This window comes from Aquabacterium sp. (assembly GCF_016195855.1).
Classification (GTDB): Bacteria; Pseudomonadota; Gammaproteobacteria; order Burkholderiales; family Burkholderiaceae_C; genus Aquabacterium.
In genome coordinates, this window is record NZ_JACPYU010000015.1 from 68,876 (window position 1) to 82,208 (window position 13,333).

12 protein-coding genes and 1 tRNA gene are annotated in these 13,333 nt (G+C 57.8%); all 13 read left to right on the top strand.

Features of this window, described 5'->3' with window-relative positions:
• Window positions 1-4: 4 nt before the first annotated feature.
• The 13 genes from HY019_RS12645 to HY019_RS12705 all read left to right on the top strand — a co-directional run bounded on the left by HY019_RS12645 (window position 5) and on the right by HY019_RS12705 (window position 13,326).
• On the top strand, window positions 5-2,368 hold the full coding sequence (locus HY019_RS12645) for an ATP-binding protein (RefSeq protein WP_290692603.1): 2,364 nt from the start codon (window positions 5-7) through the stop codon (window positions 2,366-2,368).
• A 33-nt stretch (window positions 2,369-2,401) separates the two neighbouring features.
• Window positions 2,402-3,184 (top strand): response regulator, encoded by a 783-nt coding sequence (locus tag HY019_RS12650; protein WP_290692605.1) that lies wholly within the window; start codon window positions 2,402-2,404, stop codon window positions 3,182-3,184.
• Between the two features lie 53 nt (window positions 3,185-3,237).
• A tRNA-Phe gene (locus tag HY019_RS12655) sits at window positions 3,238-3,313 on the top strand.
• Window positions 3,314-3,388: 75 nt separating this feature from the next.
• Window positions 3,389-4,363, top strand: coding sequence for a glycosyltransferase family 9 protein (locus HY019_RS12660; RefSeq protein ID WP_290692607.1), 975 nt, complete (start codon window positions 3,389-3,391; stop codon window positions 4,361-4,363).
• Entirely contained in the window at window positions 4,360-5,310 is a 951-nt protein-coding gene (locus HY019_RS12665) for a glycosyltransferase family 9 protein (RefSeq protein ID WP_290692609.1), read from the top strand. The genes HY019_RS12660 and HY019_RS12665 overlap by 4 nt, the downstream gene beginning before the upstream one ends.
• Window positions 5,307-6,383, top strand: coding sequence for a glycosyltransferase family 1 protein (locus HY019_RS12670; RefSeq protein ID WP_290692611.1), 1,077 nt, complete (start codon window positions 5,307-5,309; stop codon window positions 6,381-6,383). Before HY019_RS12665 ends, HY019_RS12670 begins: the two co-directional genes overlap by 4 nt.
• The gene (locus HY019_RS12675; protein ID WP_290692613.1) at window positions 6,377-7,180 is read left to right on the top strand and encodes a DUF5672 family protein; all 804 of its coding nucleotides are present in this window, start codon (window positions 6,377-6,379) and stop codon (window positions 7,178-7,180) included. The genes HY019_RS12670 and HY019_RS12675 overlap by 7 nt, the downstream gene beginning before the upstream one ends.
• Window positions 7,181-7,219: 39 nt before the next feature.
• Window positions 7,220-8,131, top strand: coding sequence for a hypothetical protein (locus tag HY019_RS12680; RefSeq protein WP_290692615.1), 912 nt, complete (start codon window positions 7,220-7,222; stop codon window positions 8,129-8,131).
• Between the two features lie 3 nt (window positions 8,132-8,134).
• Window positions 8,135-9,055, top strand: coding sequence for a glycosyltransferase family A protein (locus HY019_RS12685; RefSeq protein WP_290692617.1), 921 nt, complete (start codon window positions 8,135-8,137; stop codon window positions 9,053-9,055).
• A 70-nt stretch (window positions 9,056-9,125) separates the two neighbouring features.
• On the top strand, window positions 9,126-10,202 hold the full coding sequence (locus HY019_RS12690; protein WP_290692619.1) for a glycosyltransferase: 1,077 nt from the start codon (window positions 9,126-9,128) through the stop codon (window positions 10,200-10,202).
• Window positions 10,203-10,276: 74 nt separating this feature from the next.
• Entirely contained in the window at window positions 10,277-11,074 is a 798-nt protein-coding gene (locus HY019_RS12695; protein ID WP_290692621.1) for an alpha-1,2-fucosyltransferase, read from the top strand.
• A gap of 5 nt (window positions 11,075-11,079) precedes the next feature.
• Window positions 11,080-11,859: a DUF268 domain-containing protein gene (locus HY019_RS12700; RefSeq protein ID WP_290692623.1), complete on the top strand. Its 780-nt coding sequence runs from the start codon at window positions 11,080-11,082 to the stop codon at window positions 11,857-11,859.
• Between the two features lie 12 nt (window positions 11,860-11,871).
• On the top strand, window positions 11,872-13,326 hold the full coding sequence (locus HY019_RS12705; protein ID WP_290692625.1) for a hypothetical protein: 1,455 nt from the start codon (window positions 11,872-11,874) through the stop codon (window positions 13,324-13,326).
• The last annotated feature ends 7 nt before the right edge of the window (window positions 13,327-13,333 follow it).

Sequence of the window (13,333 nt, forward strand, 5' to 3'; positions counted from 1 at the left end):
AGGCATGAGCACCATCAAAGCCAACCGCTGGGCCTGGATCGTGGCCTCGGCCGCCATGGGCGGCGCCGGCCTGATCATGTCCTTCCTGCTGGCCTTTGCCACGCAGAACAGCGAACGCTACGAGCCACACTACCAATGGCTGCTGTGGGCCAATGTGGCCCTGGCCGCCATCCTCATCCTCGTCATCCTGATTGCGGTGGCGCGGCTGGCCCTGCGCCTGCGTGCCCGCAAGTTCGGCAGCAAGCTGCTGCTCAAACTGGCCGGCATCTTCGGCCTGGTCAGCCTGTTGCCTGGCTTGCTGATCTACACCGTCTCCTACCAGTTCGTCTCGCGCAGCATCGAGACCTGGTTCGACGTGCGGGTTGAAGGCGCGCTGGAGGCCGGCCTCAACCTCGGCCGCAGCACGCTGGACAACCTCACCACCGACCTGGGCAACAAGACCCGGCTGGCCGCCGAACGCATGAGCGCCCCGCAGACCACCACCAGCCTGGTCGGCCCCGCACCCGCCACCGGGGTGCTGGAGCTGGAGCGCCTGCGCGAACAACTGGGCGCGCAGGTGGTGACCGTGCTCAGCGAAAACGGCCAGGTCGAGATGACCGCCGGTGGCGACGGCACACGCATCCTGGCGGCCGAACGCTTGCCCAACAGCTGGCGACAGGAGGCCCGCAGCAAAGGCGTGATGGCCCTGGTCGAGGGGCTGGACGACCGCACCGAGGACAAGGCCGAGCGGCCCCGAGATGGCGCACCGCCCAGCGTGGCACGCGTCGTGGCCCTGGCCTGGATGCCCGATCACAGTTTCAGCCTGCTGGCACGCGGGCGCTACCTGATGGTCACGCAAAAGCTGCAGCCCGAACTGGTGCGCAACGCGCTGGACGTGCAGACCGCTTACCGCGAATACCAGCAACGCTCCTTGGGCCGCGTGGGCCTCAAGCGCATGTACATCGGCACGCTCACGCTGGCACTCATCCTCGCGGTATTCGGCGCCTTCCTGCTGGCGGCCATCCTCGGTCAACAACTGGCTCGCCCGCTGCTGCTGCTGGCCGAAGGCGTGGGCGAGGTCGCGCGCGGCGACCTGCGCCCCAAAGCCATCTTCACATCGACCGATGAACTCGGCGGCCTGACGCGCTCGTTCGCGGCCATGACCCAGCAACTGGCCGATGCCCGCACCCTCGTTGACCGCAGCGTGCAGGAACTCGACAGCGCACGCGCCCACCTGCAGACCATCCTGGACAACCTCACGGCCGGGGTGATCGTGTTCGACGCCACGGGCCGCATCGACATGGTCAACCCGGGGGCCACCCGCATCCTGCGTCTGCCCTTGTCGGTCTACAAAGGCCGCTACCTGTCCGACGTCGCCGGCCTGGAGCCCTTTGCCGAGAACATCCGCCAGCGCTTCGAACTCTATGCCACCGACCCCACACCCGGCGAGCGCCAGCAATGGCAGGAGTCCTACGAGCTCAGCCTGCCCTCCAACCCCGAGCCCTTGACCCTGCTGGTGCGCGGGGCCGAGCTGCCGCCCAACGAACGCCTCATCGTGTTCGATGACCTCACCGAGATCGTCTCCGCGCAGCGCGCCGAAGCCTGGAGCGAAGTGGCTCGCCGCGTCGCGCACGAGATCAAGAACCCGCTCACCCCCATCCAGCTGTCGGCCGAGCGCATGCAGATGAAGCTGGAGGACAAGCTCGAAGACCCCGTTGCGCGCCAGTTGCTGGCCCGATCGGTCAACACCATCGTCACGCAGGTGCAGGCACTCAAGACCCTGATCAACGAGTTCCGCGACTTCGCCCGCCTGCCCACGGCCAAGCTGGTGCCCATCGACATCAACGAACTGGTGCACGATGTGATGGCCCTGTATGGCCATGCACTGGAACATGGCACGCTGCAGGTCGAGCTCGGTGAAGGCCTGCCCGAGATCCTGGGCGATGCCACGCTGCTGCGCCAGGTGATCCACAACCTGGTGCAAAACGCACTGGATGCGACCAGCGAACACCCATCACCTGATGAACCGCCTCGCGTGCTGATCCGCACCGATGCCCCCCGCAAGGAAGACGGCAGCATCCGCGCGGTGCGGCTGCTCGTGCGCGACAACGGCCCAGGCTTTCCAGACAAGATCCTCAAACGCGCTTTCGAGCCCTATCTGACCACCAAAGCCAAAGGCACAGGACTCGGATTGGCGGTCGTCAAAAAGATCGCCGATGAACACGGCGCCCTGGTTCGGCTGCGCAATCTCGGTGACAGCAACGATTCGATACCCAAAAACGTGCCCGAACTAGGGTATCCCTCACAGGTCCATACTGTGAGAGGGGCCCAAGTTTCGTTATCATTTTCAAAGCTGTCATCTAAAACCACCCAAGCTGGGTCACACTAGTCATAGTTCCCATCTAAGGGGTCAAACAAATTCATGGCCACCATTCTTGTTGTTGACGACGAACTGGGCATCCGTGCCCTGCTGTCAGAAATCCTGAGCGACGAAGGACACTCCGTCGAAGTCGCTGAAAGCGCCGCCAAAGCACGCATCCTGCGTGAACAGTGCAAGCCCGATCTGGTCTTGCTCGACATCTGGATGCCCGATGTGGATGGCGTCACCTTGCTCAAAGAGTGGTCTGCCAGCGGGCAGCTGACCATGCCCGTGATCATGATGTCGGGCCACGGCACGATCGACACGGCTGTTGAAGCCACCAAGTTCGGTGCACAGTCCTTCCTAGAAAAGCCCATCACCATGCAGAAGCTGCTGCGTGCCGTTGAACAGGGCCTGACCAAACCCGCCCCCCGCGCTGCCACGCCAACGCCACCCGTGCACCTGGCCACTGTCACGCCCATCACGGCGGCCTCGTCGTACGCCGGCATCAACAGCGTGGTCTCGCCTGTTCGCAGCGAACTCGTTGGCGGTGACACGCACCACCACACCAGCCCGGTGGCCTACAGCGCCGTGCAACCGACACCCGCCATGAACGGCCATGTACCCAGCGGCCCCTCGCACGAACAAAGCTTCGAGCTGGACCGCCCCTTGCGTGAAGCCCGTGATGACTTCGAACGCGCCTACTTCGAGTTCCACCTGGCTCGTGAAGGCGGCAGCATGACCCGCGTGGCTGAAAAGACCGGCCTGGAGCGCACCCACCTGTATCGCAAGCTCAAACAACTTGGCGTTGATTTGGGTCGCAGCAAAAAAGCAGCTGCAAATTGATGTATACTGAGAGTCTTCGCTGATCACTGCAACGCAGTTTGATGTGAAGAGATGGCCTGGTAGCTCAGTTGGTAGAGCAGCGGATTGAAAATCCGCGTGTCGGTGGTTCGATTCCGCCCCAGGCCACCAAAATTCCGAACCCCGCACAGCTCGCTTTGCGGGGTTTTTTATTGCCTGCTCGCTGGCAGAATTCGCAAGATGCCCATGCCCACACCATCGCTGCGTCGCCCATTGGTCGTTCGGCTGTGCAATATGGTCGGTGACGTGGTTCTGGGCCTGCCCGCGCTGCAGTTGCTGCAAGTGCATGGCTATGACTTGCACCTGTATGGCAAGGGTTGGGCCAAAGCGCTGCTCGGCGGCCATCTTGGCGAACAAGGCTGGCACGTCACACCGCGTGCAGGCAAGTTGAGTAGCCGCATCACGCAACTGCGCGAACTCAAGCAACATTGCATGCAACTGGACCCCGGCTTCAACAGCCGCGTCAACACGCTGCTCATGCCCAACTCGTTTTCCAGCGCCTTCGAGCCACGCATGGCGGGCCTGAAGCCGGCAGGCTTTGCGCGTGATGGGCGCAGCCTCTTGCTCAAAGAAGCGTGGCAAGCCCGGCACCCCAGCCCACCCGCACACGCACTGGAGGGCTTCTGGGAGCTGGCCTGCAGGCTCGTCGGCACAGACCTGCCACCACCCGCTCAGATCGAGCTGCAAGTCGCGCAACAGGCACAAGGCAAGGCCGATGAACTGCTCGCTGCGCATGGCATCCAGCCCGGCTTCACCTGCATCGTGCCATATGCGGCCGGCGATGTGGATGGCAAAGACAAGCGCTGGCCCGAGTTCGCAGCGTTCACGCACCAACTCGCCGCACGCAAGGATCGCCAGATCGTCACCTGCCCCGGCCCCGGCGAAGAAGACATCGCGCTGCAGGACCACCCCGATGCCATCTGCCTGCCTGGCGTTGCTCTGGATGTCTACCTGGGGCTCCTCAAACGGGCCAGCCTCGTCATCTCCAATGACACCGGCCCGGCCCACATGGCAGCAGCCGTGGGTACTACCGTGCTGAGCGTGCTGGGCCCGACCAAGCCAGAGCAATGGCGCCCATGGGGCCCGCAAAACCGCATGGCCCAAGGCCCGAACCACCAATGGCCATCACTTGCGGACGTCATGCAGAAGGTGGACGCATGAGCAGCAAGGGGCCCCTGATCATCAGGTTGTGCAACTGGGTTGGCGAAGCCGTGCTGTCGCTGCCTACGTTGACCATGCTGGCCGAACAAGGCTATGAGCTGCATCTGATCGGCAAGCGCTGGGCGATCAACCTGTTTGAAGGCCATGGCTGGGCTGTGCATGTCCGCCCCGCCAAGCGCAGCGAAGCCATCCAGCAGCTCAAAGTCCTGCGACAGCAACTGAGCAAGCAGCACCCGGCCTTCACGCGCAGGCCCAATATGGTGCTGTTCACCAGCTCCTTTTCCAGCGCACTGGAAGCCCGCCTGGCTGGCCTCAAACCCATTGGCTACCAGAAGGAAGGTCGCAGCCTGCTGCTGGGCCACGGCGTGCCCTACGAGCCGGGCTTGCATGCGGCCGACAACTACTGGCGCATCGGCAGCCACTTTGCAGGCGTCCGACAGGCACGCCCACGCCATCTGGGGCTCAAGCCCTCTGCGGCGCATCAGGCCAAGGCCGCGCAGCTGATGCAAGCACACGGTCTGCAACCAGGCTTCATCATCCTGTGCCCGTTCTCGGGTGCGGCCGACACCACAGGCAAGAAGCTCTGGCCTGCGTTCCCGGAACTGGCACGCCAGCTGACAGGCCAAGGCCATCAGGTGGTGCTCTGCCCCGGCCCAGGCGAAGAGGCCCAAGCCCAGGCTGACTACCCGGCCGCACAGATCCTCACAGGCGTGGACCTGGGCACCTACGCCGCACTGAGCCAGCAAGCCGCTTGCACCGTGTCCAACGACACCGGCCCGGGTCACCTGGCCGCCGCAGCTGGTGGCCGCGTCGTCAGCGTGCTGGGCCCTGATGCGGCGCCAATGTGGTGGGTGCAGGGTAACAAGGTCACCGTGCTGAGGCCCGATCAGGGGTGGCCTGCCTTGCAGGATGCACTTCAGGCGATCAACCAGGCGCGGCAACCATGACGCTTGCGCCCCGCCACATCGCGCTGCAATTCGGCCACATCAAGCACTTCAACGAAGGGCTGGCTGAGTTCTCTCGCCAACTGGCCATGCAGTATGCACAGCAGGCTGGCACGCTGAAGGCCGAGCGCAACTGGCACTTTCATTTCATCATGCCCAAACAATGGCATGGCATGTTCGGGCACGAGGTTCAGTACCACGACCTGCATGACGGCATGCGGCTGCGCCATCGTTTCCCGGTTGACCTGGACGTCTGGCATGGGCTGCATCAGCACATGCGCTTTCGCCCACCGGTCAACAGCCGCCGCAACATCATCACGGTGCATGACCTCAACCATGTCTACGCCAAGAAGGGTTTGAGCCTGTGGTGGCAGAACATGCGCCTGACTCGGCACCTGCGGCGCGCGCATCAGCTCGTTGCCATCAGCCAATACGCGGCCGACGACCTGGCAAGGCACCTGCCATGGGCGCCGCCAGCCACTGTCATCCACAACGGTGCCGCAGACCTGACCACGGCTTCTCAAGACCCCATCGTGGCACTCCAAGGCAAGGCCTTCCTGCTGCACATCAGCCGCATGTCTGCGTCCAAGAATGTCGGCGCCCTGATCGACATGGCGGCCGCGTGGCCTGAACAAATGCTGGTCCTCGCCGGCCCTGACAGCCCGGAAGTTCAGGCCCATCGCGCCCGCGTGCAGGCGCTCGGGCTGCGCAACGTCCACTTCTGCACCGACGTCAGCGAAGCCCAGAAAACATGGCTGTACGCACACTGCCTGGCCTTCCTCTTCCCATCGCTGCAAGAAGGCTTTGGCCTGCCGCCCATCGAAGCGATGTTCTTTGGCAAGCCGGTGATCGTGGCACGGCGCACCAGCCTGCCTGAAGTTTGCAGTGACGCCGCCGCGTACTGGCAGGACTTCGAGCCTCGCAGCATGCGCCAGATCACCGAGGCCTGGCTGCTTGCACATCAGCAAGATCCGGCGCGGGCTGATCGCGTGCGTCAGCAGGCTCTGCGCTACACGTGGCCTCGTGCTGCCGCCCAATACCAGGCCCTTTACGAAACGGGCGCATCAACATGCTGAAACTACCCGGCGTCACACTGTGCTGCGTTGATACACGCCTGCCCCGATTGGCCCTGGATGCCATGAACATCTGCATGGGCAAGGTCGAGTTCGGTGACGCCGTGCTCTTCACCTGCCCCAACCATGGGTTGGTGGACGTGCCCGGCAATGTACGGGTCATAGAACTGAGCGACATCAACTCGATCGAAGCCTACTCGCACTTCCTGCTCAAAGGCATGGGGCCCTATCTGCACACCCCGCACATGTTGATCGTGCAGTGGGACGGCTACGTGATCGACCCCGGCATGTGGCGCGATGACTTCCTGAAGATGGACTACATCGGCGCTGTGTGGCCCCAATTCAAAGATCAGCATCGTGTAGGTAATGGCGGGTTCTCGCTGCGATCACGCAAGCTGCTGGACGCGCTGGCGAACGACGAGATTGTTCCTCACCATCCTGAGGACGTTTGCATCGCCAGGACCTATCGCGAATTGCTGGAGCGACGCTGGGGTATCCAATTCGCGGAGGAACCCATGGCCAATCAGTTCGCATTCGAACGAGAGCGCGTCTCACCCTCCAGCTTCGGTTTTCATGGGCTGTCCAACATGGCGCTCATATTGCGTAAGACAGAAATCGAACAATTTGTCCAATCTGCCCCCGTTGGGCTGTTCACCAGTGTTGAAGCCAGGCTCTTCATCAAAAGGTTGATCTCGGCGGGAGACAAAACGCAGGCTCGCCTCGCGTTGAAAAAGCGAATAATCGGTGCCGGCTGGACCCTCGCTGATGCACGCTTGTGGCTCAGGCTTCTTGTCAAGTAAGTTCAGATTGCCTCTCCCCTATACGTGGCAGACAAAAGCATGATCATCAAACAGCTCAAGACGTGGAACCGACGAAGGCTTGAAGCACGCAAGCGTCAGAAATGCGGCATCCCGCATCTGGAGATACAGGTTCAAGAACTACAGAACGTTCTCTCCCCCCCCAATCCAACGACGGCAGCTCAAATTGCCATTGGTCTGCTGGCGCAAAGCGCATCCCCGGCTCAGATTCACGCCAGCTTGCAGGCCATCAGGCAGGCATGCCTGGCGCTAAGCGCCAACTCGCAAGGGGTCATCTATATCGCCAGCACGAGGACCGGAGATTGGCTTGACGAGCAACTCTCTCCCGCCCCGTTTCAGATGCGATGCGTACAGATACCTGACAACACGAAAAGATCCACGGCAGAGAACTTTCTGTTGAAAGAGGCCGCAGCAACCGGCTTTACTCACTACATCAGCATGAGTGCAGATGGCCTGCCAGAACCTGGCGCCATCAAGAATTTGGTGCAGATGTCCATCGCCGCCAACGATGGCGCGCTCATTGAAGCGGTTCTCTTTCCAGACGAGTTGCCCAAGTACTTCAACCCTCAAACCCTTGACACAGACTGGGTGTCGATGACATGCCTGCTGATCCCTGCCCAGATCTACCAGACGATCGGCGGCTTCGATGAAGACTTTCATCACCTTGGGGCGGACATTGATTACTCGTGGCGAGCAAGATCCATGGGCTTCAAGACGAAAACCTGCCCAACGGCACTTTATTTCCAGTCGCCTGGCTCAGAGAGTCGCCTTGAAATGGCGTGCGCAATTGACAAAGCGCAATGTGCCAGCCTGTTGGCAAGCAAATGGCAAGGCCCCACGAAGCGCAAAACAGGTGATGCATTTGACGCTCAGAGAAGCCCGGAGATTGCAAGCTTCAAGTTCGAAAATCAGTATGCGCTGAACAGGTGGTAGTTCATGCAACAGCTCACCACTTATGCCCAGACTCGCTTGTCAGTGATCATCAGGTTTCACGATGATCGGAAGTTGCCTGAACTCAAGCGCTGCATGTTCTCCATCTATAACAGCAGCTACCCAGATATCCAAGTCATCGTAGCCTGTCAAACCTCTGCACTGGACACCTTCAAGCAAATTGAAAGCTACGCCGCGCAGATTGACCGACAACAAGGAAGGCTCCTGACCATCCTGAACCCGACCGTTGCGCCGGGAAAAGACAGTCGATCCCTTTTGTTGAACGTCGGCATGGCTGAAGCGAGTGGGCGGTACATCGCTTTTCTTGATTATGACGATTGCATCTACCCTGACGCCTACACACGCTTGATTCAGAGGCTGACATCCAGCCGCAGCGCCATTTCCTTCGGTGACATAGCGCTCAAACGTGCTTTCGTGCACGAGGACATCACGATCGTAAGGAGCAAATCCAAAGGCTGGGGCGCACGTACCCTGGCGGATTTGCTTGTAGACAATTGCTGCCCGATTCATAGCTATGTGTTCGACAGAGCCTTGATCTCACCGCCTCACCCTACTTTTGACGAGGCACTTGCAAAATATGAGGACTACGACTTCCTGCTCAAGATCTGCATGCAACATCGATCAGATTTTGAAGATTCAGGGGTACTGGTGGGCGACTATTACATCAAGGAAGACGGGTCCAACACCGTCATTACTTCGTCGTCGTATTCACCTGAAGCTCGTGCAGAGTGGGAAAAAAGCAAAGCGATCGTAATGAATCGAAGAGACAACGGTGAAGTGAGCGAAGTCGTTTATGGCCAACTTCAAGCACTTGCGGATGCAATACACAAACCTTTTCATCCCGCAAGCCTGAAAGGACACGACATCATCGTCGCCAGCAAGGCCCTGCGCAAACTCAGGGCGTAATCGACAACGCGTCGGGATCTATGCAATTGCATTGATCCCAGCGAAGAGACAACAAGCACCAGCCATACAGATGCAAGCAACAGACCAATCAGGAAATTCGGAAGCAGCAACACGTGCCGCCGACAGCATATCCTTCCTGGTTGCGACCTATCGAATGGCGCCTTACATCACCGGAATGCTCGACAGCATTCGGTCAGCCATGCAGCCAGGCGATGAACTCATCATCGTGGATGATGGCAGCCCAGACGACACTATCTCCCGCTGCAAAGACTGGCTTGAAAGGAGTCTGCCGACTGCACGCCTGATTGCGCAAACCAACCAAGGTGTTTGCGCCAGCCGAAACAATGCGCTTGGTCTGGCGAACTGCAGTTACGTCCTCTTCCTAGATGGCGATGATGAGGTGGTTGCCTCCACCATTCAAGATGCCCGCGAGGTGTTGACCCAACTGCAACCAGACATCGTGGAGTTTGACTTCGACTATTGGCATCCCGATAGCCCCACACCGCTCACACGCTCTAATAGCAAGAGCCACCGGCCACGGGAGCTCCTCGACGACAAAGAGGAACTCCTTTGTGCCACGCTGGCAGACCGTGCATGGGCACTATGGGGCAGGCTGATAAGCAGATCCGTATTGACGCAATCCAACGCCCCGCTATTCGACCAGGCTCTGGTCATTGATGATGTCCCAACAACACCCTATATCGTCAGCTGTGCGAACAGCCTCTACTATCTGCCTGAGCCCATCATCAAATACAGATCAACGCCGCACAGCCTGAGCAAACAACGGTCAGCCAAACTGTGTCTGGACATCGCGGCCTCGCCAGCTGAAGCGCTTCGTCGAATGTCGCCGACACAATGCAGCCCACGGCTGCAGCGCACTGTTCACTTGTGGATCGCGCGCATGTTCTACGAAGGTGTGAGGCTGGCACTGTATTCGCCCGAGTGCAACGCTGCACTGTTCAGAACCATGTACCAACGCTCGATAGGGGAGCTTTTCCCGAACCCCTCCGAACTCATTCGAAGCCTGCAGGCTACCGACATCCAGCTAGATCGAAAAATCGCTCGAGAGATTCGGCGCTTCGCACAGTTTCCGAGGATGCAAAGCCAACTGAGAGCCATCTCGGCCAGAGTCAAGCGCGCTCGATAAAACTCCGTATCACCATGCGACTTAGCCATCTACTTCGACCACGCCATGTTGTGGTGTCCAGTCTTGCAGGAGGCTTGGGCAATCAATTGTTCCAGTATGCCTTTGGACGTGCCGTAGCACTACAGCACCATTGCGATCTGGTCCTCGACACTCGCATTCTCCAGATCAAGGGCGGTCAGACCCCACGCGAACTTGGGCTGAGCGATTTCAATATTCAGGCGTCGATTGACACACTCAGTCGCCGGCAACTGGATCGTTGCATCGCGATCAAGGAATCAATTTCAAACCACGACGCAGGCATCATGCAAAAGACAGCGCCCGGCTGTCGACTGGCAGGCTACTGGCAGACTGAAAAGTATTTCGGGCATATTCGCCCAACACTCCTCACCGAACTGACACTTCGCGCGCCCGTCTCTCCCTACATTCAGCGCATTGCAGATCAAATCGCAAGCGCACCGCAATCAGCCAGCGTGCACTTTCGGCGCGGAGACTACGTCAGCGACCCCAAGGTGGCTGCCTTTCATGGCGTATGCAGCGTGGACTACTACACACACGCCATCCAGTCATTGAGAAAGCAGGTTCACGACTCACCGCATTTTTTCCTGTTCTCGGATGACCCGGACTGGCTGGCAGCCAACATCCCTGCCGAAGTTGAGTCTTACACCATCGTGGATGCAAGACAATCAAGCGCTCGTGAAGATCTGTGGCTGATGAGCCTATGCCGACACCACGTCATAGCCAACAGCAGCTTCAGTTGGTGGGGTGCCTGGTTAAGTAAACAACAGGGTTTGAACTTTGCGCCCGCAAAGTGGTTCACAAGCGCCGAATTCAACGACTGCGATGTTGCCCCCCCTACATGGCATAAAGTCTGAACACCATGAACATGATGAAATCCGCCCTTCTCCAGCTAAGCGCACTGCGACTGGCACTCGTACAAAAGCCTGTTAAAAAGAGAACATTTCTATCGGCAAAACGCTATCTCCAGGACAGGCAGGCGTTCCTGGCTGCAGGAGGGAGCATTGCGCTGGATCGCCCCATGCTACAGGACCTGTCAGATCAGGCTGGATCAGCGTCTGGGCATTATTTTCACCAAGATCTGTTGGTGGCAACCAAGATAAACCAAGCGCATCCGCAAAAGCATGTGGATGTTGGAAGTCGCATAGACGGCTTTGTTGCACATGTCGCCGCCTTCAGAGAAATCGAAGTATTTGATATTCGCCCATTGAACCCAACAGCGCACCCTCGGATCAAATTTATCCAGGGTGATCTGATGTCCGACAACGGCGCACCATCTGATTACTGTGATTCTTTGAGTTGCCTCCATGCACTAGAGCATTTCGGCTTGGGCAGATATGGTGACCCTATCGATCCAGACGGACACAGAAAAGGCTTCCGAAATCTCACCCGCATGCTGAAGGATGGTGGCATTCTCTATATCAGCTTTCCCATAGGTTCCAGCGGCACACACTTCAATGCTCACAGGGTTTTTGATCCAACTGAAATTCTTGAATGGGGGAAGGAAGACTTTCAACTGATCGACTATCACTATGTCGACGATCAAGGCAGCTTGCAAAAATGCGTCACGCCTTCGGCCACACCCCAACTCCATTATGGTTGCGGCATCTACACCCTACGAAAAACAAAGCGCGACGCGTAAGCCGCCCCCATCATGAAATTCCATATACGCTTCGCAGCGCCGCTCTTTGCTGTCATTGTCATTATTGCGACGTATTGGCCGACAATGCACTTTTTCTCCAATCAATACGACGACTCCTACATCACATACAGATATGCCATTAACTTGGCGGAGGGCCACGGCCTGACGTTCAATGCAGGAGAGAGAACAGACGCCGCCTCTTCGTTTTTGTACACCATTGCACTTTCCATTTTCTGGCTATTGGGTATCAAGAATCTCGAATTCGTGGGTGGACTTCTTGGACTAATTTCGCTAGCAGTTATTTGCCTCTACGTTTACAAAACCGCAAAACACCTTAAAGCAAACGAGGCTTCATCCATCATTGTTTCTGCGGCATGTGGCCTAAACGGCTTCCTTTCTGGATGGGCACTCAGCGGCATGGAGACAATGCCTTGGGCAGCCCTCGTACTGGTATCTATTTATCTAATCCTCAGCGAAGCGAATTCGCTGGTCACCGCACTCACCATCGCGGCGGCAGCATTTACTCGATTCGAAGGCATTCTCCTGATTGCGCCCTATGGATTTCAGTTGCTTCGTCAGAAAAAGCCCCTTTCATCCTACCTGCCGTTGATCACTGTCATATTTGCATTTGGTGGATTCTACGCAATCAAGCATGCCTATTATGGGGTGTGGATTTCTCATGCCTTCAAAATGAAAGAAATCGCCACCTATTATCAAGCAGCCCCAGGCGAGTTACTAAAAAACTGGCGATCGATGGGAGCAATTCCTTTAATGATCGGCACATTAGGACTGATAGGCAGATCTCATCTGCCAATTATCTCCTACATGCTACTAAGCGCTTTATCTGTGATCTTGGGCCCAAAGTCGGATTGGTCGCGTTATTCGGTGCACCTGTTACCAATTTTTTATGTATACACCGCCGTTTGCGTCAGTCAATTTCAATTGACATTGAGCAAAAAAGCAAGTTCGATAACACTTGCAATAGTTGCCACGCTCATGCTGGCCCAATCTGCGAAGGGCTACGCATTCAATTGGAAGAACATGACGGAACTCGCCAGACATCAAGTTTGCAGAAGGCATCTTGGCGAATTCATTCACACGCACATCCCGCAAACTGATTACATTGCATCATCAGACCTCGGCATCATATCTTACGCCGCAATCAATCATCGATTTGTGGATCTCATTGCATTGACATCTAGTGATGTGCTCGAAAAATATTCTCAAGGGGAAACCGCAGATGCCGTCCTCACTCAAAAACAAGTTAAATATCTGGCAGATACTTTCCCTGCTGACGAAAAAAATCGATTCAACACGCTGCTAGCACAATTCCCAAACATTCTCGAACGCTCGCACTTCCGCATCCTAGATGAAGAACCGATGTACAGGTGCTCTGCAAATGGGAAACTTGATTTCAGACTGACCAAGATATTGAACCCTGACGCCACCCCCAACCAAATTCGCTAGATTAAAT

Excerpts from the sequence above, each read along its gene's own strand:
- HY019_RS12705 (WP_290692625.1), top strand. The coding sequence starts at position 11,872 with ATGAAATTCCATATACGCTTCGCAGCGCCGCTCTTTGCTGTCATTGTC.
- HY019_RS12665 (WP_290692609.1), top strand. The coding sequence starts at position 4,360 with ATGAGCAGCAAGGGGCCCCTGATCATCAGGTTGTGCAACTGGGTTGGC.
- HY019_RS12650 (WP_290692605.1), top strand. The coding sequence starts at position 2,402 with ATGGCCACCATTCTTGTTGTTGACGACGAACTGGGCATCCGTGCCCTG.
- HY019_RS12680 (WP_290692615.1), top strand. The coding sequence starts at position 7,220 with ATGATCATCAAACAGCTCAAGACGTGGAACCGACGAAGGCTTGAAGCA.
- HY019_RS12675 (WP_290692613.1), top strand. The coding sequence starts at position 6,377 with ATGCTGAAACTACCCGGCGTCACACTGTGCTGCGTTGATACACGCCTG.
- HY019_RS12700 (WP_290692623.1), top strand. The coding sequence starts at position 11,080 with ATGAACATGATGAAATCCGCCCTTCTCCAGCTAAGCGCACTGCGACTG.
- HY019_RS12670 (WP_290692611.1), top strand. The coding sequence starts at position 5,307 with ATGACGCTTGCGCCCCGCCACATCGCGCTGCAATTCGGCCACATCAAG.
- HY019_RS12685 (WP_290692617.1), top strand. The coding sequence starts at position 8,135 with ATGCAACAGCTCACCACTTATGCCCAGACTCGCTTGTCAGTGATCATC.
- HY019_RS12660 (WP_290692607.1), top strand. The coding sequence starts at position 3,389 with ATGCCCACACCATCGCTGCGTCGCCCATTGGTCGTTCGGCTGTGCAAT.
- HY019_RS12690 (WP_290692619.1), top strand. The coding sequence starts at position 9,126 with ATGCAAGCAACAGACCAATCAGGAAATTCGGAAGCAGCAACACGTGCC.
- HY019_RS12645 (WP_290692603.1), top strand. The coding sequence starts at position 5 with ATGAGCACCATCAAAGCCAACCGCTGGGCCTGGATCGTGGCCTCGGCC.